The sequence below is a fragment of the Citrobacter sp. wls718 genome, assembly GCF_005280945.1.
GTDB lineage: Bacteria > Pseudomonadota > Gammaproteobacteria > Enterobacterales > Enterobacteriaceae > Citrobacter > Citrobacter gillenii.
This window is the reverse complement of sequence record NZ_SZWV01000038.1, coordinates 69,208-93,149: the sequence shown is the minus strand read 5'-3', so window position 1 is coordinate 93,149 and position 23,942 is coordinate 69,208. Positions and strand designations below refer to the sequence as shown.

Genomic DNA, 23,942 nt, shown 5'->3' with positions numbered 1-23,942 from the left:
AGGGACAGCGCACGCTGTCCCTTTGCTGTTTTCAGCGCTGACTGCTGAGATAAAAATCATCCATCAATAATGATTCCAGATACTGCTCATCCTCGCGCATAAAAAGCACGATGACATTAACCGCCTGAGGGTAAAAGCCCTCGCCGTCGCGATGCAGACAGCTATCCCGGAACAATGATGCCCAGCACATAATATGATGATGCAAAAAGTAATATTGCTCAGCGACGCTCTGCTCTTTGTCTACCATTTTCGCCATTAACGCCAGCTGTACCGCAATATGATCGGCAGGTTCATTCTCCCGCGCAGCCAGCCCCTGTTCGACTAACAGCACATTCATTTGCCGTCGTTCTTCAGGTGCCGTCGTGTGCGGATAATGCCCTGCATAAGGAGACACGCTCTGTGGAGGGGCCAGCAAAAACAGTGAAGCAAAATCGGCCGCCAGCTCCAGTTGTCGGCATTCGCGCCGCAGCACCTGAGCCAGACTACGCGCTAACTTTTTGACGTCAGCAGCCAGTCCGGGGATCCCCGTCAGTGAGGTCATCCACTCCCGGCTCTCCTCGCTCTCAAGACGGGCTAATTGCTTCTCGTCCAGTTCACGAAACAGCAGTTGCGAAAACCACTGATATACTGCTGCACGCTGCTGATGAATGTGATTATGCGGCACTGGCCCCCTCCTCTTTCACTGTCTCAGGTCCACCGAAAGCGGTTACCTGCGGGGCCTTCTGCTGGAAGCGTTCAACCTCTACCAGCACGGAATGCGCGGAAGGGCCTTGCGCCAGCTGCGATGTTCCAATATCCGCACTCAGGACATTCGGATCGCCATAGGTGCATAGCGTCCCGGTTTTCCCGCCTTCCTGCGGGGAATACCACGCGCCCTCATGAATGCGGATCACGCCAGCGGGAAAATCGGCGCTAATCACTACGCCCGCCAGCACCTGACCTCGGGCGTTAAAGACGCGAGCAATATCTCCGGCTTTTAAACCGCGGGCGGTTGCATCCTGCTCGCTGATGTAGAGCGGTTCTCTGCCGGCCACCGCGTAGGTGTTACGAAACGCCTCGCTGGAGCATAACTGCGAGTGAAGACGCTTGTCCGGGTGACAGGATTGCAGATGCAGCGGATATTTATTCGTCTTGCCCTGATGGCTACGTTCAAACGGCTCCATCCACACCGGGTGTCCTGGACAATCTTCATATTGAAAACCCGCGATGGTTTTACTGTAGATTTCGATAAGCCCCGACGGGGTGCCTAACGGATTAAGATCGGGCTGGTCGCGGAACTCACCGTGGCGCACCCACGGCTGCCCCGCCGGATATTCAATATATCCGTCCCCTTTCCAGAAGGTATCAAAGTCCGGTAAGGTGACGCCGAGCGATGCGCCCATCTTCACGCCTTCGTCATAAAGCGCTTGTATCCACTGCATTTCATCGCGGTTTTCACGATATGCCACTTCTTTATCAAAGCGCTTACACAGCCCGGCAAATACGTCAAAGTCGTGACGTGCCTCATATTGCGGTTTGACCACCTGACGCAGCGCCATCAGCCCTTTATTCGAATGGGTACCAAACTGCTCAATGTCATTCCGCTCAAAGCGCGTAGTGACGGGCAGGACAATATCGGCAAAGCGACAGGATGCAGTCCATTGGTGATCTAATACCACGACGGTTTCCAGCTTCTTCCATGCCTCAATCATGCGGTTGCGATCCTGCTGCGCATGGAACGGATTGGCCGCGCTGTAGACGGCCATTTTGATATCAGGCCAGGTTAACGTTTCACCGTTGAAGGCAATTTTCTTACCCGGCGCAAGCAGGCAGTCGACGATACGCGAGGTGGGAATATGCGCCGATGCGCCACGAAAATCCGCTTTATATTTCGCCTCTGGGGGATTGTTAATACTTCCCAGCCCCGACAGCACAGGCCCGGCCGACGTTACCGTTCCACCGCCGTTGTAGTGCCAGCCAAATCCTACACCGCCGCCCGGTAAACCAATTTGTCCGACCATGCTCGCCAGCACCACCAGCATCCAGGGATACTGCTCTCCGTGGTGCATACGCTGGACGCACCAGCCGCCCATAAACTGCGTGCGACCTTTCACCAGCAGGCGGGCGAAGTCACGGATTTGTTCTGCGCTCAGGCCACAGATTTGGGCTGCCCATTCGGCGTTTTTCACCTGCTTGTCAGTCTCGCCCGTCAGGTACGGTAAAAACTGTTCAAAGCCGACGGTGTAATCGTTAATAAATGCCGTGTCGTACAGTTTTTCTTCATACAAGGTGTGCGCGAGCGCCAGCAGCAAAGCAACATCGGTTTGCGGTCGCAGCGCCAGTTGTTCAGCACCCAGATAGTTTTGCGATTTACTGCGCACCGGATCAACGCTGATGACGCGCATTTTGCCCTGTGCGACCGCCTCTTTAATCTGCTGCCAGTAGCCAAACGCTTCGTGGTCGGGTACCAGGAATTCTATCTGCAAATTCTTAATCGGATCGCAGCCCCACAACACGATGGTATGGGTATTCTCAATCACCAGCGGCAGCGAGGTTTGCTGCTCGTAGACTTCCAGCGAACCAATCACATGCGGCAAGATGACCTGTGCAGCCGCCGCCGAGTAGTCGCCAACGGTGGTGACATAGCTCCCGTGCAGGCCGAGCCCCCTGTCCATTGCGCCACCTGCTTTATGGTATTTGCCCACCATTTGCCAGTCGGCCAACCCGGTAAAGACACCGGAAGATCCGTAGTTTTTTTGCACCCGCTCCAGCTCTTCGTAAAACAGATCCAGCGCCCGATCCCAACTGACCCGCACAAAACGGTTATCACCGCGCTGGCTGCGGTCTGATTTTTCACGCTTACGTAACCAGTCCAGACGGACCATCGGGTAGCGGACTCGCGAAGGGTTGTAGACCACTTCACGTACTGCATTCAGCATATCGCACGGGTATTTGTCGTGTTTAAAGGGCCGGGTTTCGGTCCACTCGCCGTTGACCACTTTGGCTTCAAAAGCGCCGTAATGCGAGCCGGACTGGATCCACTGCTCAGGGTTTTCTCCTGCCGCCCATACCTTTGATATCAGCGGGTTCGGCGCCAGCGCACTGGCGGCACCTACCGCCAGCATACCGCTCAGAAAACGGCGACGGGACGGATTAAAATCGTGAATATCCATACATTATCCTCTTTATTATTGGGGGGCAGGCACATCGCTGGCGTGCGTCTGGAGGTATTTCAACAGCGTGCGTTCTTCCACCGGATTAAGCCGGTAATAGGTCGACATCGCTTTTAGTCCGGCAATCCAGCCATTGGCGGTATAACGGATGGTCGGCGGTGTGCTGTGGCAGGCGCTGCAGGTGGATTGCAGCATTTGTTCCGAGTATTCCCACACCGGTGCAATACTGGTGATAAGCCCCTGCGCGGAGGTCCATGCGGTCACGCTCACTTGCTGCCACTGCTGGTGCGAATCTGGGTCAACCTGGGTTTGCAGAATTTTTACGTTTGCCATCAGGGAATCATCAAGCACCGCGGAGAAAACGCGTTTGCCCATAAACTGCGTGATCACCCGCCCACGGCCTTTGCTTTCACGCCACCCCGTCACTTCCAACTGGACATTACTGCCCTCTTTTTTCAGCACTCTGACTTCGGTGGCCGGAAAAAGTAGCGCTTTACCGGCGGGGCTCCCAGCCGTTGCCGTCAGGGCTTTCTCGCCTAACGAAAACAGCGTGGTCGCCTCCGACGGCGTCTCTCCCTGGCGTTGGAGTTGCTTAAACCGATCGCGAAAACCGCTGCTCATATCAGGCTTGTGATGGGCAATACCTTTGTGACAGTCAATGCAGTTGCTGTCTTTCGCCGCCGCTGCGGTCATTTGTGCCGCTGCATTCGTCGATTGCTTGCCGTGATCCATCGCCTCATAGCTATGGCAGGATTTACAGGCCGCTGAATTATTGGCGCTCATTCGCGCCCATTCCCGCTGAGCAAGTTCTGCCCGCTTGGCGGTAAACTTTTCAGGCGTATTAATCGACGGTGAAATAAACGTATGGTAGAGATCGTTCAAGGCTTCCGTTTTGCGCAGAAGCGTCGGAACGATGCCTGGTGGAATATGGCAATCCTTACACTCGGCACGCACGCCGGAGGCATTGCGAAAATGTATGCTGGTCTGATATTCCTCCCCCACCGTACGCATCGAATGGCACGACAAACAAAACTCGGTGCTACTGGTGTAATGCACGCCTTGCCACGTTCCCCAAATGGCAAAGGCCATGGCAACGGCTCCACCGAATGCCCACCATAGTGCGTTCTTTCTCATCCACGACATATTTGGCTCCCTTATTTTAATAGCGACACGCTAAGGGATATTAAAAAAGGAGAATAGAGACACCGGCAGCAGAGTATAGGAACAGCGTTCACTCTATGAGGCGAGTCAAAATAGTTAAAAATGGAAACTCGTAATATGCGGCTATCGTTTTAATAAGGAATTTCTCATGCTGGCACTGTTTCTCAACAGAGAAAGCCGTACATCGCTGCAACTGCAGATCTTTCAATTTTATTTTCAGGCTATTCAGCGGGGGAATTTGCTGTGCGGGGACAAACTTCCTTCTATCCGCGAGCAGGCGCAGGCGCTGAACGTGGCCAAAATCACAGTCGTTATGGCGTATGAAAAATTGATGGCGGCAGGGTTGATTAAGAGCCGACAGGGTATTGGCTATGAAGTGATCTTCACTACACCAGTACGTACACCCGCGACACACATACCGTTAGCCCAGGGTTCACCGCCGGTAAAGCCTGAGCCTGCAGGCGTTTCCACCGATGTTTACGGTGAGATGGGACGGGATTTTTATTGCCGGATGGGCGTCCCCGATCCCAATGCCTTTCCCTGGTCAAGCTGGCGAAAATAGAATAATGCTCCCAGCGTACTAAAAGAGCAATTGTTTACCCGATATCATTCACCAAATGGATTATTTTCATTGCGTGAGCAAATGGTCAGATACCTTAATCTATCCCGGGGAATTAATACTCGCGCAGAAAACATCATTATTACCAACGGAATTCAGGAAGGGTTATCACTGCTCAGCCAAATATTTATTATTCATCACGCGGCAAGTCAGGAAAAAAAGTGTCATATTGTGACCGAATCCCCTTGTTATTCTGGAGCCTGGCATCTGTTTAATTACTACGGTGCCGACATTACGCCTATCGCGGTGGATAATCAGGGACTGTGCACGGATAAATTACCCGAATATGCAACCCAACTTTGTTACGTGACGCCCGCACATCAGTATCCGATGGGGAGCGTGCTTTCAGTGGAGCGGCGTCTGTCGTTGCTGACCTGGGCGCAGCGTGTCGGGGCGTACATTATCGAAGATGATTATGATGCCGTTTTTACGTACGGCGAAAATCCCCTCCCCGCGCTGAAAGCCATGGATTATCACGATCGGGTGATCTATATGGGGACATTCTCAAAAACGCTGGGGCCAGGTGCGCGTCTTGGCTATCTCATTTGCCCGGATGAACTGCTCCCGGCAGTGCAGAATATGAAAGCGTTAAACAACAACGGCAGCCAGTGGTTATTGCAGCAGTTTCTCGCTGAGTTAATGCAAAATCAGGTTTTTTATACCCACCTCGGCAAACTGGCCTGCAGCTACGCGTCCCGGCTCGCGCTTCTCCAGGACGGTCTTTCTGCGCTGTTCCCCGACGGAAAAATTGACGGCGCAACGGCGGGCCTGCATCTCTCGTTACACATCGATCGCTCGCCCGACGTCATCGCCTTGCTGCAACAGCGCTGCCTGCAGGCAGGTGTTCGCTTTGATACGTTACAGGACATTGAAAATGGTTCAGAAGAAATCTGGCGCAAGGAGAACAACGCCGGGGTGATGTTTTTCGGTTTTGGCGGGTTGCAGTTACCGCAGATCAACAAAGTGCTGAGAGTGCTGGAGCAGGCGTTAATTCAGCCCTGAAGGCAGAACAGGGATCGAGCGACTCGCCCAATCCCTGTTGATGCCATTACAGCAGATCGCGGAACTGCGTTTGTTTCAGCGCCAGCTCAACGCCACGAACTTCTGCCAGCCCTTTCAGACGACCAATTGCGGAGTAACCCGGATTGGTTTTCTTGTGCAGATCGTCCAGCATCTGATGCCCGTGATCCGGACGCATTGGGATAGGACGCAGATCGCCTGCCTTCTTACGACGCTGTTCTTCACGCAGGATCGCCGCCACCACAGAGACCATATCTACGTCGCCCTGCAGGTGAGCACCTTCATGGAAGGTTTTCGGGTTATCTTCACGGCAGGTCGAACGCAAATGCGTAAAGTGAATACGATCGCCAAAGGTTTCAATCATTTTCACCAGATCGTTATCCGCCCGTACACCGTAAGAACCGGTACACATGGTGAAGCCGTTATAGATGCTGTCTACTGTTTCTTTCAACCACTGCATATCCTCAATGGTGGAAACAATACGCGGCAGGCCGAGGATCGGGCGCGGCGGATCGTCAGGATGCACGGCCAGGCGCACGCCTGCTTCTTCAGCTACCGGCACAATTGCGCGCAGGAATACGGCCATATTATTACGCAGATCGTCTTTGCTGATACCGTCATACTCCGCCAGGCGCGCGCGAAACTTGTCCAGTGTATAACCTTCTTCTGCACCCGGCAGACCGGCGATAATATTGCGAGTCAGCTTCTCTACATCGGCTTCGCTCATGGCATTGAAATAGTCCAGAGCTTGACGCTGTTCTTCTGCGCTGTAATCCGCTTCCGCACCGGGGCGCTGCAGGATATGCAGCTCAAAGGCCGCAAAGGCAATTTGATCGAAGCGCAGGGCTTTAGAACCGTCCGGGAGCTGATATTCAAGGTCAGTGCGCGTCCAGTCGAGGATCGGCATGAAGTTATAGCACACGGTATCAATGCCGCAGGTCGCCAGATTACGGATACTCTGCTGATAATTGGCGATCCACGTTTGATACTGTCCAGACTGGGTTTTGATGTCTTCGTGAACGGGAATGCTTTCCACCACCGACCAGGTCAGCCCCTTTTCAGCCAAAATAGCCTGTCGCTTTTGAATCTCTTCTACCGGCCACACTTCACCATTAGGAATGTGGTGCAAGGCGGTCACAACACCGGTTGCGCCAGCCTGACGCACATCATCAAGCGATACCGGATCGTTAGGTCCGTACCAACGCCAGGTTTGTTCCATTGCTTCACCTCACAAGTTGTTATACCAAATTAAGTTAGTTGCATGACGACTACCATACAGGCATCGGGTGGATGATCAACTGAACGCCGATGATTGATTGATCCAGCTCACATTCCCCGGATAAATAAGGCACACCAATTTAACTTGCTGTCATATAACTTTATACTGCCATTGTTAATTAATGGTTAATCAGGTGTATTTAATGAAGACAATTGCCTCGGCTTCACTCCCAAAAAATGTACAGATGCCTCAGTACGATCGCCAACGCTTAACCTCGCGGATCGTACATTTGGGTTTCGGTGCTTTTCACCGTGCTCATCAAGCATTGTTGACCGATCGCGTACTCAATACGCAGGGAGGAAACTGGGGGATTTGTGAGATCAGCTTGTTCAGCGGCGATCGGCTGATGAGCCAGCTTCGTGAGCAGGAGCATCTGTATACCGTGTTAGAAAAAGGTGCTGACGGCAATCAACCGATAGTGATAGGTGCCGTTAACGAATGCCTGAACGCCACGCTGGATTCGCTGGCGGCCATTATTGAAAAATTCTGTGAACCGCAGGTGGCGATTGTGTCGTTAACCATCACGGAAAAAGGCTACTGTATTGATCCGTCCACCGGGTCGCTTGATGTCACAAACCCACGCATTATTCATGATTTGCAGTCGCCGGATGAACCGCACTCAGCGCCGGGCATTATCGTCGAAGCCCTGCATCGCCGACGCGAACGCGGATTACCGCCGTTTACCGTACTCTCGTGCGATAACATCCCGGACAACGGGCATGTGGTGAAAAACGCGATCCTGGGCATGGCGCAAAAACGTTCGCCTGAGCTGGCGACGTGGATACAACAGCAGGTCAGTTTTCCGGGCACCATGGTCGACAGAATTGTCCCTGCAGCAACCAACGAATCGCTGGAAGAAATTGCCCAAGCGCTGGGCATCGCTGACCCCTGTGGCATCAGCTGTGAGCCGTTTATCCAGTGGGTGATTGAAGACAATTTTGTCGCCGGCCGCCCGCAGTGGGAAACCGCCGGTGTCCAGATGGTTGATGACGTGCTGCCGTGGGAACAGATGAAACTGCGGATGCTAAACGGCAGTCACTCATTTCTGGCCTATCTTGGCTATCTGGCCGGGTTTCAGCACATCAGCGATTGCATGCAGGACAACGCCTTTCGTGAAGCGGCTTACCGTCTGATGATGACGGAGCAGGCCCCCACGCTGCACATCACTAACGTCGATCTAAATCAGTATGCCGAAAGCCTGCTGCAACGTTTTGCCAATCCAGCACTGAAGCATAAGACATGGCAAATCGCGATGGACGGCAGCCAAAAATTGCCGCAAAGAATGCTGGAAGGGATCCGCATACATTTATCACGGCAAAGCGACTGGCCTCTGCTGGCACTGGGCGTTGCGGGCTGGATGCGCTACGTGAGCGGCATTGATGATGCGGGTGCAGCCATTGATGTGCGCGATCCGTTGCGTGATAAGATCCGCGCGCTTGTCGAGCACAGTTCCCTATCAGAGCGCGTCAGCGCACTGCTTTCCCTGCGCGAGATTTTTGCCCCCGATCTGGTGCAGAATCCGCAATTCGTCGCAGCTATCGAGCAGGCTTGGCAGAATATTGCGCAATATGGCGCGCATCAGGCCGTCATGCAGACGTTAAAAAATTAACAATTTCTGCCATTCAGCGGGACGAAGCGCACCTTCGTCCTCTCTGCCCTTCTCTTTTTATCCTTTTTTCGCCAGGATTGTTGAACGCTATAACAGCATTTGATGATTCTGGAGCCAACGTGACCAAAACCAACCTCATTACCGGTTTTCTCGGCAGCGGTAAAACCACCTCTATTCTTCATTTACTCGCCAACAAAGATCCCGCTGAGAAGTGGGCTGTGCTGGTCAATGAGTTTGGCGAAGTCGGTATTGACGGCGCGCTGTTGGCCGACAGCGGCGCACTGCTAAAAGAGATCCCCGGAGGATGCATGTGTTGTGTTAACGGTTTGCCGATGCAGGTAGGCCTTAATACGTTACTGCGTCAGGGCAAACCCGACCGGTTACTGATCGAACCTACCGGCCTCGGGCATCCAAAACAGATTTTGGATTTACTCACCGCCCCGGTTTACGAACCGTGGATCGATCTGCGCGCGACACTCTGTATCCTTGACCCTCGCCTGCTGCTGGATGAAAAAAGCGTCGCCAATGAGAATTTCCGCGACCAGCTGGCCGCCGCTGACGTTATCGTCGCCAACAAAACCGATCGCGCTACGGCTGAAAGTGAACATGCCTTGCAAACCTGGTGGCAGCACTACGGCGGTCACCGTCAGTTGGTTCATGCCGACCATGGACACATTGACACGCAGTTACTGGATTTACCGCGTCTGAATCTGGCTGAGCTTCCCGCAAGTGCGGCACACGCCCACCAGCATGCCGACAAAAAAGGGCTGGCGGCACTGAGCCTGCCGGCACAGCAGCGCTGGCGTCGTAGTCTCAACAGCGGTCAGGGGCATCAGGCCTGCGGCTGGATTTTCGATGCGGACACCGTGTTCGATACCATCGGCCTGCTGGAATGGTCGCGTCTCGCGCCAGTAGGTCGCGTAAAAGGCGTCATGCGAATCAAGGAAGGATTGGTACGCATCAACCGTCAGGGTGATGACTGGCACATTGAGACCCAAAACGTCGCACCTCCGGACAGCCGTATTGAACTCATCTCGGACACCGAGACTGACTGGAACGCGTTACAGGGTGCATTGTTGAAGCTTCGTTTAGACGCTAACGCGTAAGGTTGCCTGCGATTTTGGCAATGGTGAACGACAATGAAAACCCGATACCCTTTTATTCTCCTGCTTAATATCGCAGGTCTGGCGCTGTTTCTGTCCTGGTATATTCCAGCCGGACATGGGTTCTGGTATTCCATCGATTTTGGTGTTTTCCATTTCTTCAACCAAAAACTGGTCGACAGCCCAATGTTCCTGTGGGTTGTCGCTATCACCAACAACCGCGCGTTTGACGGCTGCTCGCTGCTGGCAATGGGTGCCCTGATGCTGAGTTTTTGGCGCAAAGAAACCCCGGACGGTCGCCGCCGTATCATCGCAATTGGTCTGGTGATGCTGCTCACGGCGGTGGTATTAAATCAGTTAGGCCAGGCGCTTATTCCGGTTAAACGCGCCAGTCCAACGCTGATGCTGGATAATATTCATCGTGTCAGCGAGCTGCTGCATATTTCAACCAAAGATGCGTCAAGAGACAGCTTCCCGGGCGATCACGGCATGATGCTGCTTATTTTTTCCGCATTTATGCTGCGGTATTTCGGAAAAGTCGCAGGATTAATCGGCCTTATTATCGCTGTGGTTTTTGCCTTTCCTCGCGTAATGATTGGTGCTCACTGGCTTACTGATATCGTGGTCGGTTCGATGACCGTCGTTTTGATTGGCCTGCCCTGGTGGCTAATGACACCATTAAGCGACCGTTTGGTCACCCTGTTCACGAATTATCTCCCAGGTAAAAACAAACATTTTTTAAACAAATAACGCAGAGTAATTAACATCATCAGGGATACTTCTGATTCCCTGATGATATCTGACGATAATATCTCTTGCTGACTGTCATTCTCTTGTCATCTTATTCCTGTTGAAAATGAATGAATTGCGTGTTTTTCAGCCTAATTGTTCTTAATTTAGCCAATACCGTTTATTCACTTTCTGTATCAATTTTTCTTATAAGAAATCACGTAAAATCACTCGCAATGACTGTGGCGATCGGGTAACCTCGAACTCGTTTTGCCTCGCGAGATAATTATTCTCTTTACGAATAAATTTGTGCGTTCCACCACAGATTTGACTATAAAGAATTGTCTCATCGTGCGTAGGTAATTAGTCTCGTCACGTTTGGCATTTTTTATAACGATATTTATCGTTAAGGACTTCAAGGGAAAACAAACAACATGGTCAAATCTCAACCGATTTTGAGATATATCTTGCGGGGCATACCCGCGATAGCAGTTGCGGTTCTGCTTTCTGCATGTAGCACAACGAACACCGCCAAGAATATGCATTCTGAGACGCATGCTGTGGGCAATGGAGATAACTCTTCACTGCAAGCCTCTCAGGATGAATTTGAAAGTATGGTACGTAATATCGATGTTAAATCTCGTATTATGGACCAATACGCTGACTGGAAAGGCGTGCGTTACCGCCTTGGCGGCAGCACTAAGAAAGGGATTGATTGTTCAAGCTTTGTACAGCGTACATTCCGTGAACAATTTGGTTTAGAGCTTCCTCGCTCAACCTACGAACAACAGGAAACGGGTAAATCCGTTTCGCGCACCAATCTGCGCACCGGCGATCTGGTTCTGTTCCGTGCGGGCTCTACGGGCCGTCACGTCGGTATTTATATCGGTAACAACCAGTTTGTACATGCCTCGACCAGCAGCGGCGTTGTTATTTCCAGTATGAACGAGCCTTACTGGAAAAAGCGTTACAACGAAGCCCGCCGGGTTCTGAGTCGCAGTTAATTCGTTTGGCAGCTATCCCTTGGCTATCCTGATGAGACAAATCAAAAGCACTGCTTAGGCGGTGCTTTTTGCTTTTCTTTTACACAACAGAAAAATCTCACGATAAGCGTCAATCCAGGCTATAGTCTTACAAATTAAGCGGTTTAATAATAAGCAGTTACTGCAGGTAAACATAAAGAACTATGTTCAAACGTGCCTCTTCTTCCGGTCGGAAAATCCTGATCACCTGTATTTTAACGGGGCTCGTCGTCGCCTTACTCGTCAGCACACTGCAATTTTTCGTCTCGTGGCATAAACGAGAAGTGAAGTACGACACGCTGCTCTCCGATATACAGAATTACGTCAAAAGTTACTTCTCAGAACTCAAAACGACCACCGATGAACTACAACCCCTGGTCACTGACAGTTGCCAACAAGTTGCCACGAAACTAACCTCCAGCGCGGCCTTTAGCCTGAACGTACGGGCTTTTTTGCTGGTAAAAGACAGCATCGCATTTTGCTCTTCCGCAACGGGCCCCATGAACACCCCCATCCAGGAGCTGATGCCGTCGATTAATATCAACCACGATATCGATGTGGCCCTGCTCCCGGGTACGCCGATGGTGCCTGACAAACCCGCAATAATGATTTGGTATCGTCATCCTGCCTTGCCAAATAGCGGCGTATTTAGTTCACTGAACATTAATCTGGCCCCCTATCTTCTCTATACCGCCCGGCAAGATGATTTTGACGGTATTGCTATTATCGTGGGCAAGACGGCTATTTCGACATTCTCAGCTCACCTGATACCCATCTCCGATCTTCCTGATGCCTCAACCCCACGACAGGCGACGATTGACGGCCTGCCGGTGACCGTTCGATTGTACGCAGAAGAGTGGACGTATAACGATATCTGGTATTCCCTCATGCTGGGATGCATGGCTGGGATTATGGCGGCCCTGCTTGTCTGGTACTACATCTACACCCTCCGTTTACGGCCCGGGAAAGATATTCTGAACGCCATCAAGCACAATCAGTTTTATGTGGTCTACCAACCGGTCATGGAGATGCAAACGCTGGAGGTAAAAGGCGTAGAAGTATTATTACGCTGGCGTCATCCAACGACGGGCGAGATCCCACCTGATGCCTTTATTCATTACGCCGAATCGCAGCAAATGATTGTGCCACTCACGCAGCATCTCTTTAAGCTGGTGGCCAGCGATGCCCCTGCCCTGCAAAAAGTACTCCCCAAGGGCGCAAAATTGGGGATCAACATCGCGCCTTCACATTTGCATGGTGAGAGTTTCAAAGCAGATATTCAGGAACTGAGCGCCTCGTTACCCGCCAACTATTTTCAGGTGGTACTGGAAATCACCGAACGCGATATGCTCGATCAGCACGAAGCCACGAAAATTTTTGAATGGCTGCATGCTGCCGGGCTCGAAATTGCCATTGATGATTTCGGCACCGGCCATAGTGCCCTTATCTATCTGGAACGTTTTACGGTCGATTACCTGAAGATTGACCGTGGATTTATCAATGCCATTGGTACCGAGACGCTGACGTCGCCGGTACTGGATGCCGTGTTGACACTCTCCAGACGCCTCAATATGCTGACGGTTGCTGAAGGCGTAGAAACGCAGGAGCAGGCCCGGTGGCTGCGCGATCGCGGCGTGCATTTCTTCCAGGGTTACTGGGTCAGCCGTCCGTTAAAGCTGGCTGATTTCGTACGCTGGATGGCGAAGCCAGATATGCCAAAGTGGTGATCGCACAGTGCGATTCGTCGATACACTACGCTTACCGGAACCTCCCCGAGGCTCGGACATGAGGTCCATCGGCTGGTGGACAAGAAAAGGAAAAACCGTGCATAGGATTGTTCGCGTACTGCTGCTATTTTTCACCGTTATAGGTTTTAGCGCTCAGGCTCAGTCCATCAAAGAAAGCTATGCATTTTCTGTACTGGGTGAACCCAAGTATGCGTTCAATTTTACCCACTTCGACTATGTGAATCCCGCTGCCCCCAAAGGTGGGCAAATCACGCTCTCGTCCATCGGCACCTTCGATAATTTCAACCGCTACTCGATGCGAGGGAATCCCGGCGCCCGGACTGAATCACTTTACGATGCGCTGTTTACCACTTCCGATGATGAACCCGGTAGCTATTACCCGCTCATTGCCGACAGAGCCCGCTACGCGGACGACTATTCCTGGGTTGAAATCGCCATTAACCCGCGCGCGCGTTTTCACGATGGGTCGCCGATCACCGCCCGCGACGTTGCCTTTACCTTCCACAAATTTATGACCGAAGGCGTGCCGCAGTTTCGTCTGGTATACAAAGGGACCACCGTTAAAGCGATCGCCCCGTTAACCGTGCGAATTGAGTTAGCCAAACCGGGTAAAGAAGACATGCTCAGCCTGTTTTCATTACCGGTGATGCCTGAGAAATACTGGAAAGATCACAAGCTCAGCGACCCGTTATCCTCCCCACCCCTTGCCAGCGGACCTTACCGCATCACCCAATGGAAAATGGGGCAGTATATCGTCTACTCACGGGTCAAAGATTACTGGGCCGCTGACCTGCCGGTTAATCGTGGGCGCTGGAATTTTGATACCCTCCGTTACGACTATTACCTTGATGACAACGTGGCCTTTGAAGCATTTAAAGCCGGTGCATTTGACCTGCGTCTTGAGAACGATGCCAAAAACTGGGCAACACGTTATACCGGTAAGAACTTCACAAAACAGTACATCGTCAAAGCCGAACAAAAAAACGAGTCGGCGCAGGATACGCGCTGGTTAGCGTTTAACATCCAGCGTCCGGTGTTCAGCGACCGCCGTGTTCGTGAGGCGATCACGCTGGCCTTTGATTTTGAATGGATGAATAAGGCGTTGTTTTATAATGCCTGGAGCAGGACGACCAGCTATTTCCAGAACACCGAATATGCCGCCAAAAATTATCCCGACGCGGATGAGCTGGTGCTACTTGCACCGATGAAAAACGATCTGCCTCCCGAAGTCTTCAGCCAAATCTATCAGCCACCCACATCAAAAGGCGACGGTTACGATCGTGAAAACCTGCTGAAGGCCAGTGCTCTCCTGGACAAGGCCGGATGGGTATTGAAGGGGCAGCAGCGGGTCAACATCACCAGCGGCAAAGCGCTGACTTTTGAGCTGTTGCTCCCGGCAGGCAGTAACAGCCAATGGGTATTGCCGTTTCAGCATAACCTGCAGCGGCTGGGCATTACGATGAATATCCGCCAGGTCGATAACTCACAAATCACCAATCGCCTGCGCAGCCGCGACTATGACATGATGCCAAGGCTGTATCGCGCGATGCCGTGGCCCAGCTCGGATCTGCAAATTCTGTGGGCCTCCGAATATATTGATTCCAGCTATAACGCCCCCGGCGTGCAAAGCCCGGTCATTGATAAGCTGATTAGCCAGATCATTGCGGCGCAAGGTAATAAAGCAAAACTTATCCCGCTGGGACGCGCGCTGGACCGCGTGTTAACCTGGAATTATTACATGTTGCCGATGTGGTTTATGGCCGAAGATCGGCTGGCATGGTGGGACAAATTTTCGCAGCCTGCCGTTCGCCCGATTTACACCATCGGCGTGGACAACTGGTGGTATGACGTCAACAAAGCGGCCAAACTTCCCGCTGCCAGACGACAGGGAGAATAAATGGGCGCATATCTGATTCGACGTCTGCTGCTGGTGATCCCGACGCTCTGGGCCATCATTACCATCAACTTTTTTATCGTGCAGATTGCCCCAGGCGGCCCGGTCGAGCAGGCCGTCGCCGCCATTGAATTCGGGCAAAGTGGCGCACTGCCGGGCGCCGGTAGTGAGGGTGTGCGTGCCAGCCACGCGCAAACCGGCGTCGGGAACATCAGCGACAGCAATTATCGTGGTGGTCGCGGCCTGGATCCGGAAGTGATTGCTGAAATCACCCGCCGTTACGGATTCGATAAACCGATTCACGAACGTTATTTCAACATGCTCTGGAACTATATCCGCTTCGATTTTGGCGACAGCCTGTTTCGCAGCGCCTCGGTCCTGACATTAATCAAAGACAGCCTGCCCGTCTCCGTCACGCTGGGATTATGGAGTACGCTGATTATCTATCTGGTGTCGATTCCACTGGGGATCCGCAAAGCGGTGTACAACGGCAGCCGCTTTGACGTGTGGAGCAGCGCATTCATTATTATCGGCTACGCCATCCCCGCCTTCCTGTTTGCAATTTTATTGATCGTTTTCTTTGCCGGCGGCAGCTATTACGACCTTTTCCCGCTACGCGGTCTGGTTTCCGCCAATTTTGACGCTCTGCCCTGGTATCAAAAAATCACCGATTATCTGTGGCATATCACCCTGCCGGTGGTGGCTACGGTGGTGGGTGGATTTGCCGCACTGACGATGCTAACCAAAAACTCCTTTCTGGATGAGGTTCGCAAACAGTATGTCGTCACCGCGCGCGCTAAAGGCGTTAGTGAGAAAAACATTCTGCGCAAACACGTCTTTCGTAACGCCATGCTGTTGGTGATAGCCGGTTTCCCAGCCACCTTCATCAGTATGTTTTTCACCGGCTCACTGTTGATTGAAGTCATGTTCTCGCTGAACGGTCTGGGATTACTGGGCTATGAATCAACCGTGTCACGCGACTATCCGGTGATGTTTGGTACGCTTTATATCTTCACGCTGATCGGCCTCCTGCTCAATATCCTCAGTGATATTAGCTATACGCTGGTCGATCCGCGTATTGATTTCGAGGGACGCTAATGTCGCGCTTAAGCCCCGTCAATCAGGCCCGCTGGGCGCGTTTTCGCCACAATCGCCGTGGCTACTGGTCGCTGTGGATTTTTCTGCTGCTGTTCGGCTTAAGCCTGTGTTCCGAGCTGATTGCCAATGATAAGCCACTGCTGGTGCGCTATGACGGCAGCTGGTACTTTCCACTGGTCAAAAACTACAGTGAAAGCGATTTCGGCGGCCCGTTAGCCACCAAAGCAGATTATCAGGATCCGTGGCTGCAGCAGCGTCTGGAAAGCCAGGGATGGATCCTGTGGGCACCCGTGCGCTTTGGCGCCACCAGCATTAACTTTGCCACCGACACCCCCTTCCCTTCCCCGCCGTCCGCACAAAACTGGCTGGGCACCGATGCCAACGGCGGCGACGTACTGGCGCGCATCCTCTATGGGACCCGCATTTCCATCCTGTTTGGTTTGATGTTAACCCTGTGTTCCAGCATCATGGGCGTGATGGCCGGTGCGCTGCAGGGCTATTACGGCGGAAAGGTGGACCTGTGGGGGCAACGCTTCATTGAAGTCTGGTCCGGGATGCCGACGCTATTTTTGATAATCCTGCTCTCCAGCGTCGTCCAACCCAACTTCTGGTGGCTATTGGCCATTACGGTCGTGTTTGGCTGGATGAGCCTGGTCGGCGTGGTACGCGCAGAGTTTTTACGCACGCGAAACTTTGATTACATCCGCGCCGCACAGGCGCTCGGCGTGAGCGATCGCAGCATTATCCTGCGCCACATGCTGCCGAATGCGATGGTCGCCACGCTGACCTTTTTGCCGTTTATTTTATGTAGCTCAATTACCACACTGACCTCGCTGGATTTTCTGGGGTTCGGCTTACCGCTCGGCTCCCCGTCGCTCGGAGAACTGCTGTTGCAGGGAAAAAACAACTTACAGGCACCGTGGCTTGGGATCACCGCGTTCGTGTCGGTAGCCCTGTTATTATCGCTGCTGATCTTTATTGGTGAAGCGGTACGCGACGCATTTGATCCCAACAAGGCGGTATAAGATGACGCAACCTCTGTTAGCCATTGACAATTTATCGGTCGGTTTTCGTCAGCAGGGAACCGTACGTACCGTGGTGAACGAAATTTCATTGCACGTCGAAGCCGGGCAAACCCTGGCACTGGTGGGCGAGTCCGGCTCGGGTAAAAGCGTCACCGCACTCTCGATTTTACGTTTGCTCCCCACACCTCCAGCGGTCTATCTTGCCGGTGATATCCGCTTTCACGGTGAATCACTACTCCACGCCAGCGAACAAACGCTACGCGGCGTACGGGGGAATAAAATCGCCATGATTTTCCAGGAGCCGATGGTGTCGCTCAACCCGCTGCACACTCTGGAAAAACAGCTCTATGAAGTGTTGTCGCTGCATCGGGGGATGCGTCGGGAAGCCGCACGGGCAGAGATCTTGACCTGTCTGGATCGCGTCGGGATCCGTCAGGCCGCCAAGCGTCTGGCGGATTTCCCGCACCAGCTTTCCGGCGGAGAGCGTCAGCGCGTGATGATCGCCATGGCGCTGCTCACTCGCCCTGAACTGCTGATTGCCGACGAACCCACCACCGCACTGGATGTTTCCGTACAGGCACAAATCCTGCAACTGCTGCGCGAGCTACAACGCGAGCTGAATATGGGCCTGCTGTTCATCACCCATAATCTCAGTATCGTCAAAAAGTTAGCTGACACCGTTGCGGTGATGCAAAACGGTCAGTGCGTTGAACAAAACCGTGCCGGGCAACTGCTTTCTGCCCCCACCCATCCTTACACGCAGAAATTGCTCAACAGTGAACCTGCCGGCGATCCAGTGCCTTTACCCACCGGCCAACCCCCCTTGCTGGAAGTGGAGCAGCTTCGCGTCGCTTTCCCCATCCGTAAAGGGCTGCTTAAGCGCGTGGTGGACCATAACGTGGTGGTCAACAACGTCAGTTTTTCTCTGAAACCGGGAGAAACGCTGGGACTGGTTGGCGAATCAGGATCGGGGAAAAGTACCACCGGTCTGGCACTGCTGAGGCTCATCGCCTCACAAGGACGCATTGTATTCGATGGTCAGGCGCTGCATACCTTAAACCGCCGTCAACTGCTGCCGGTACGCCACCGCATTCAGGTTGTCTTTCAGGACCCTAACTCATCGTTGAACCCGCGCCTGAGCGTGTTACAGATTATTGAAGAGGGGTTACGCGTCCATCAACCCACGTTGTCTGCCGAGCAACGTGAAGCGCAGGTGAAAGCGGTAATGGCAGAAGTCGGCCTGGATAGCGACACGCGGCATCGTTACCCTGCCGAGTTTTCCGGTGGTCAGCGTCAACGTATTGCGATTGCCAGAGCACTGATTTTAAAACCATCGCTGATTATTCTGGATGAGCCGACATCGTCACTCGACAGGACCGTCCAGGCGCAAATCCTGACGTTGCTTAAGTCATTACAGCAAAAGCATCGCCTGGCCTACATCTTTATCAGCCACGATTTGCATGTTGTACGTGCGCTATGCCATCAGGTTATTGTGCTACGGCAAGGAGAGGTCGTGGAACAGGGGCAATGCGAGCACGTCTTCAACGCGCCACAACAAGCCTATACGCGTCAGCTGCTCGCGCTAAGCTGACGCTCAAAATGGGTTATTATTTGAAAAAGGTTCTGCGATAGCCACGCCGAAATTTTTCAGTCTGCAGGTCGCTGCAAATTCATCCTGACGATTGACGAACAGACACGGCTCCCCTTCACATTCCAGTACGGAACACGGAACTTCAATGTCGCTCAACGCCTGGCTGAGTTTATGCATTACCGACCACGCACTGTCACCGTCCGGACTGAGTAACTTGAGCGCCACCAGGCTATTCTCATTGCTCTGGCCGTTTTGCGGAATCGGTTCAACTTTTGAACCTGCGAAACCCACCGACCAACGATAGCACTGCGGCAGACGGTGAACGATTGAGAGTTGTAATGTCATCACTTTCTTTCCCTGGAAGTACAATTACTTCACAATTATTTTACATCAATATTAACACATCATTGACAATACGTCTTTAGACAGTTGGCAAACGTTTACACCCTGTCCGTATGCCACTTTCCGAACCCAATATTTAAATTTATTCAACGGTTCTGGCAGTTTTCCGGGCTATATGTACGCGTTTCTGCGATCTAACTCAACCTTTTTAACTACAATGATGTGACTTTTTACATAAATTGATTTTACATAAAATAAACATAACCAGGGGAATAGATAGATTAGCGGTTGATGTACATCAACTCCGGGGGGCAAATGCCCCCCAGGTTGTGTATTAGATCACCGTTTTTTTGGCTCGACTGGCATAGAGATAGAAGAGAATGGAACAGGACGCACAAAAGGCAATCGTCCAGATCATCGGCCAGGCCGAGTTAAAGGTCGCCAGTGACAGTAGCGCACCTACAATGGCACCGATGCCAAAGCGGAAGGTTCCCGCCAGCGACGACGCCGTGCCAGCCATATGCGGGAACTCATCGAGGATCACTGCCATCGCATTAGATGACACCATCGATACGCAACCAACAAACGCCGCAACACCGACCACCAGCGCCCAGAAGCCCAACCCGAACAGCGCGCTAAATACCATCCAGCCCGCCATCGCAAACTGGATCCACAGCCCGGTGCGGAACATATTCAATGCCCCAACCCGCCGTACAAAGCGGCTGTTAATAATGGTCATCACAAACAGGAAGACAATGTTCAGCGCAAAGTAATAGCCAAAGTTCTGCGGCGAAACATGGTTGATCTCAATGTAGACAAAGGGACCAGCGCTGAGAAACGAGAACATCCCGGCAAAACTAAATCCGCTGGCCAGCATATAGCTCAACACGCGCTTATGGCGAAACAGCGAGGCGAAATTGCCCATTGTGGTACGCAAACGAAACGGCTGGCGTCGCTCAACGGGCAAGGTCTCTTTGATCAAGGTGAAAATCATCACCGAAGCCAGAATTGCCGCCACGGCCAGGATCCAAAAGATGTAGTGCCAGCTTAACCATACCAGCACCCAGCCACCGACAATCGGCGCCAGCAGCGGCGCAATCGTCGTGACCAGCATGACGAAGGACATCATGCGTGAAAACTCTTCTTTCGGATAAATATCGCGCATCAGGGCGTTAATCACCACGCTCGCCGCCGCAGCCGCCAGGCCGTGGAAGAAACGCATAGTGATCAATTGATCGATAGTTTGTGCCAGCGCGCAGGCGACTGCCGCCGCCGCAAACACCAGCGTTCCCCCCAGAATCACCGGCTTACGCCCGATGCTGTCTGCCATAGGGCCGTAGATCAGTTGCCCCACTGCAAACCCCAAAATATAGGTACTGAGGGTCATTTGCGCACTGCCCGCAGGCACGCCAAACTGAGCAGAGATCACCGGCAGCGCCGGAAGATACATATCAATCGACAACGGCATTAACATGGCCAACAAGCCAAGGATAAAAACAATGGCAATTGAAGAGTTCTGCCGGGTGGTCACATTTAGCTCCTGAAATTAACGAGGGGTTACGTTAACGCTGGCGATTTCTTCTTCAGTCAAGGGGCGGTATTCGCCGGGCGCAAGATCGTCATCCAGTTTGATGGCGCCGATTCGCTCACGGTGCAGTTCCACAACATGGTTGCCAACGGCGGCAAACATACGCTTAACCTGATGATAGCGCCCTTCGCTAATGGTCAAGCGCACCTGGGTTGGCGTAATCACTTCCAGCACCGCCGGTTTTGTCAGATCTTTTTCGTTATGCAACTGTACACCACGGGTAAACTGTTCGGCGGTATCTTCCGCCACCGGCGACTCTAACGTCACCAGATAGGTTTTCTCACAATGGTGACGCGGGGAGGTGATGCGGTGTGACCACTGACCGTCATCGGTCATCAGTACCAGCCCGGTGGTGTCGATATCCAGACGCCCTGCCGCATGCAGCTTGTGGGCAACAGGTTCATCAAGGAAATAAAGCACTGTCGGATGATCCGGGTCTTCCGTGGAGCACACATAGCCCTGAGGCTTGTTGAGCATAAAATAGCGCGGGCCATTTTGCTGAGCCAGTGAATTACCGTCGTATTCGACGTCATGTTCTGGCAGCAGTTTAAAGGCGCTATTTCTGACGATTTCGCCATCGACGGTAACGCGGTTACCACGGATTTCACGCCCGGCAATAGCGCGGCTGACGCCGAGTTGCTGAGCGATAAATTTATCAAGTCGCATGAGTGTGATTTTGCCTGTAACAATACGGAAATCGAGCGTTATGCCCGAAAAGTGGAGCCGTTTTCCGCTCAGTATAGCGGGCTAACAACTTCCCTCAAGGGAAAAAGATTCGTGGCATACTATTCATTGTTATTGTTTACCCTAGTGAGACCATGACTTTTACACTTCGCCCTTACCAACAAGAAGCCGTGGATGCCACGCTCAACCATTTTCGCCACCACCGCACACCTGCGGTCATCGTCCTGCCAACCGGGGCCGGTAAAAGCCTGGTGATTGCTGAACTGGCGCGTGTGGCGCGTGGGCGCGTATTAGTGCTGGCGCATGTGAAGGAGTTGGTCGCACAGAATCATGCCAAATATTGTGCGTTGGGGCTGGAAGCCGATATCTTTGCCGCTGGCCTGAAGCGTAAAGAGAGCCACGGTAAAGTGGTTTTCGGCAGCGTACAGTCGGTGGCACGTAATCTGGAAGCGTTTCAGGGTGAATTTTCCCTGCTCATCGTCGACGAGTGCCATCGCATTGGTGACGACGAAGAGAGCCAGTATCAGCAAATTCTGACTCACCTGACCCACGTCAACCCTCACCTACGCCTGCTCGGACTGACCGCCACGCCTTTCCGCCTCGGTAAAGGCTGGATTTACCATTTTCATTATCACGGTATGGTGCGCGGCGATGAAAAAGCGCTTTTTCGCGACTGTATTTATGAGCTGCCGCTGCGCTACATGATTAAACACGGCTATCTGACGCCGCCAGAGCGCCTCGACATGCCGGTCGTCCAGTATGACTTCAGCCGCCTGCAAGCACAAAGTAACGGTCTGTTCAGCGAAGCTGACCTCAACCATGAGCTGAAAAAACAGCAGCGGATAACACCGCATATCATCAGCCAGATTGTTGAATTTGCCCAGACGCGTAAAGGCGTCATGATATTTGCGGCTACCGTGGAGCACGCGAAAGAGATTGTTGGTCTGCTGCCCGCAGACGATGCCGCACTGATCACCGGTGACACGCCTGGCGCAGAGCGAGATGTGTTGATTGAGGATTTCAAAGCCCAGCGCTTTCGCTATCTGGTCAACGTAGCGGTGCTGACCACCGGGTTTGACGCCCCACATGTCGATCTCATTGCGATCCTGCGCCCTACCGAGTCCGTTAGCCTGTATCAACAAATCGTCGGACGAGGGCTGCGTCTGGCGCCGGGAAAAACGGATTGTCTGATCCTCGACTACGCGGGTAATCCTCACGATCTGTATGCCCCGGAAGTGGGTGCGCCGAAGGGCAAAAGCGACAACGTTCCGGTACAGGTATTCTGCCCCGCCTGCGGGTTTGCTAACACCTTCTGGGGTAAGACCACAGCCGATGGCACGCTGATCGAACACTTTGGCCGTCGCTGTCAGGGTTGGTTTGAAGATGATGACGGTCACCGTGAACAATGTGACTTCCGCTTTCGTTTTAAAAACTGCCCACAGTGCAATGCTGAAAATGACATTGCCGCTCGCCGCTGTCGGGCATGCGATACCATACTGGTCGATCCGGACGATATGCTGAAAGCAGCGCTCAGGCTCAAAGATGCGCTGGTCCTGCGCTGCAGCGGTATGGTGTTACAAAACGGCCAGGATGAAAAAGGCGAATGGCTGAAGATTACCTATTATGACGAGGATGGCGCCGACGTCAGCGAACGATTTCGTTTGCACACCCCCGCTCAACGTACCGCTTTTGAACAGCTGTTTATTCGCCCGCACACCCGCACACCCGGCGTCCCTATACGCTGGATAACCGCCGCCGACATCCTGGCGCAGCAGGCGCTGTTACGCCATCCCGATTTTGTGGTCGCTCGCATGAAAGGTCAGTACTGGCAGGTTCGTGAAAAGGTCTTTGATTACGAAGGCCGCTTCCGACGGGCACATGAATTGCGCGGTTAATCGTACTTTTGATTGATGTACCCGTCATTTGAGGATAGAATCTCGCCCGCTTTTGCATACGCAAAGCAGATCACTTACCTGTTGCTGGGTCGCCTGTAGCAGGAATTATTAAAGAGAGATTTAAATGTTTACTATTAACGCTGAAGTACGTAAAGAGCAGGGTAAGGGTGCGAGCCGCCGCCTGCGTACCGCTAACAAGTTCCCGGCAATCATCTACGGTGGCGCAGAAGCCCCGATTGCTATCGAACTGGATCACGATTCAATCATGAACATGCAAGCTAAAGCTGAATTTTACAGCGAAGTTCTGACCATCGTTGTTGACGGTAAAGAAGTTAAAGTTAAAGCTCAGGCTGTACAGCGTCACGCTTTCAAGCCGAAGCTGA

18 protein-coding genes and 1 pseudogene are annotated in these 23,942 nt (G+C 52.7%); 12 read left to right on the top strand and 7 right to left on the bottom strand.

Annotated features, from left to right (window positions below; genetic code table 11):
- Positions 1–31: 31 nt before the first annotated feature.
- Genes torD through torC form a run of 3 tightly spaced genes read right to left on the bottom strand, consistent with a single transcriptional unit; the run spans position 32 to position 4,295 of the window.
- Positions 32–664 carry a molecular chaperone TorD gene (gene torD, locus FDW95_RS07865; RefSeq protein ID WP_115258018.1) on the bottom strand — a complete coding sequence of 211 codons (633 nt, stop codon included), beginning with the start codon at positions 662–664 and terminating at the stop codon, positions 32–34.
- Positions 654–3,152, bottom strand: coding sequence for a trimethylamine-N-oxide reductase TorA (torA, locus tag FDW95_RS07860; RefSeq protein WP_115258017.1), 2,499 nt, complete (start codon positions 3,150–3,152; stop codon positions 654–656). Before torA ends, torD begins: the two co-directional genes overlap by 11 nt.
- Before the next feature lie 15 nt (positions 3,153–3,167).
- Entirely contained in the window at positions 3,168–4,295 is a 1,128-nt protein-coding gene (gene torC, locus FDW95_RS07855) for a pentaheme c-type cytochrome TorC (protein WP_115258016.1), read from the bottom strand.
- A 166-nt stretch (positions 4,296–4,461) separates the two neighbouring features.
- Here torC and FDW95_RS07850 point away from each other — a divergent pair.
- Positions 4,462–5,934 (top strand): annotated as a pseudogene (locus tag FDW95_RS07850) (PLP-dependent aminotransferase family protein).
- A gap of 46 nt (positions 5,935–5,980) precedes the next feature.
- Here FDW95_RS07850 and uxuA read toward each other — a convergent pair.
- Positions 5,981–7,171 (bottom strand): mannonate dehydratase, encoded by a 1,191-nt coding sequence (gene uxuA, locus FDW95_RS07845; RefSeq protein ID WP_115258015.1) that lies wholly within the window; start codon positions 7,169–7,171, stop codon positions 5,981–5,983.
- 202 nt (positions 7,172–7,373) lie between these two features.
- Between uxuA and FDW95_RS07840 the strand changes: the two genes are divergently transcribed.
- From FDW95_RS07840 to yejF, 9 genes are all read left to right on the top strand, one after another.
- Positions 7,374–8,840, top strand: coding sequence for a fructuronate reductase (locus FDW95_RS07840; RefSeq protein WP_115258014.1), 1,467 nt, complete (start codon positions 7,374–7,376; stop codon positions 8,838–8,840).
- 119 nt (positions 8,841–8,959) lie between these two features.
- Positions 8,960–9,946, top strand: a complete 987-nt coding sequence (locus tag FDW95_RS07835) for a GTP-binding protein (RefSeq protein ID WP_115258013.1) — start codon at positions 8,960–8,962, stop codon at positions 9,944–9,946.
- 33 nt (positions 9,947–9,979) lie between these two features.
- A complete protein-coding gene (locus FDW95_RS07830; protein WP_115258012.1) occupies positions 9,980–10,693 on the top strand; it encodes a phosphatase PAP2 family protein in 714 nt (237 codons plus the stop codon).
- A 413-nt stretch (positions 10,694–11,106) separates the two neighbouring features.
- Positions 11,107–11,676, top strand: a complete 570-nt coding sequence (gene mepS / locus FDW95_RS07825; RefSeq protein WP_096756458.1) for a bifunctional murein DD-endopeptidase/murein LD-carboxypeptidase — start codon at positions 11,107–11,109, stop codon at positions 11,674–11,676.
- Between the two features lie 182 nt (positions 11,677–11,858).
- A complete protein-coding gene (locus FDW95_RS07820) occupies positions 11,859–13,421 on the top strand; it encodes a cyclic di-GMP phosphodiesterase (protein ID WP_115258011.1) in 1,563 nt (520 codons plus the stop codon).
- Positions 13,422–13,527: 106 nt separating this feature from the next.
- Positions 13,528–15,339 (top strand): extracellular solute-binding protein, encoded by a 1,812-nt coding sequence (locus FDW95_RS07815; protein ID WP_226794665.1) that lies wholly within the window; start codon positions 13,528–13,530, stop codon positions 15,337–15,339.
- Positions 15,340–16,434, top strand: a complete 1,095-nt coding sequence (locus tag FDW95_RS07810) for a microcin C ABC transporter permease YejB (protein WP_115258009.1) — start codon at positions 15,340–15,342, stop codon at positions 16,432–16,434.
- Positions 16,434–17,459: an ABC transporter permease gene (locus tag FDW95_RS07805; protein ID WP_115258008.1), complete on the top strand. Its 1,026-nt coding sequence runs from the start codon at positions 16,434–16,436 to the stop codon at positions 17,457–17,459. The genes FDW95_RS07810 and FDW95_RS07805 overlap by 1 nt, the downstream gene beginning before the upstream one ends.
- 1 nt (position 17,460) lies before the next feature.
- On the top strand, positions 17,461–19,050 hold the full coding sequence (gene yejF / locus FDW95_RS07800) for a microcin C ABC transporter ATP-binding protein YejF (protein WP_115258007.1): 1,590 nt from the start codon (positions 17,461–17,463) through the stop codon (positions 19,048–19,050).
- Positions 19,051–19,053: 3 nt separating this feature from the next.
- Here the strand turns inward: yejF and FDW95_RS07795 are convergent, their stop codons facing one another.
- The 3 genes from FDW95_RS07795 to rsuA all read right to left on the bottom strand — a co-directional run bounded on the left by FDW95_RS07795 (position 19,054) and on the right by rsuA (position 21,646).
- Positions 19,054–19,398 carry a YejG family protein gene (locus FDW95_RS07795; protein ID WP_029139605.1) on the bottom strand — a complete coding sequence of 115 codons (345 nt, stop codon included), beginning with the start codon at positions 19,396–19,398 and terminating at the stop codon, positions 19,054–19,056.
- Between the two features lie 328 nt (positions 19,399–19,726).
- Entirely contained in the window at positions 19,727–20,923 is a 1,197-nt protein-coding gene (locus FDW95_RS07790; RefSeq protein WP_115258006.1) for a Bcr/CflA family multidrug efflux MFS transporter, read from the bottom strand.
- Positions 20,924–20,938: 15 nt separating this feature from the next.
- A complete protein-coding gene (gene rsuA / locus FDW95_RS07785; protein ID WP_115258005.1) occupies positions 20,939–21,646 on the bottom strand; it encodes a 16S rRNA pseudouridine(516) synthase RsuA in 708 nt (235 codons plus the stop codon).
- Between the two features lie 152 nt (positions 21,647–21,798).
- Here rsuA and FDW95_RS07780 point away from each other — a divergent pair, with 152 nt between their 5' ends.
- Together FDW95_RS07780 and rplY are read left to right on the top strand one after the other, a co-directional pair.
- The gene (locus tag FDW95_RS07780; RefSeq protein ID WP_115258004.1) at positions 21,799–23,559 is read left to right on the top strand and encodes a DEAD/DEAH box helicase; all 1,761 of its coding nucleotides are present in this window, start codon (positions 21,799–21,801) and stop codon (positions 23,557–23,559) included.
- A 124-nt stretch (positions 23,560–23,683) separates the two neighbouring features.
- Positions 23,684–23,942: 50S ribosomal protein L25 (rplY, locus tag FDW95_RS07775; protein ID WP_137363469.1), on the top strand; the 259-nt coding region annotated here is incomplete at its 3' end.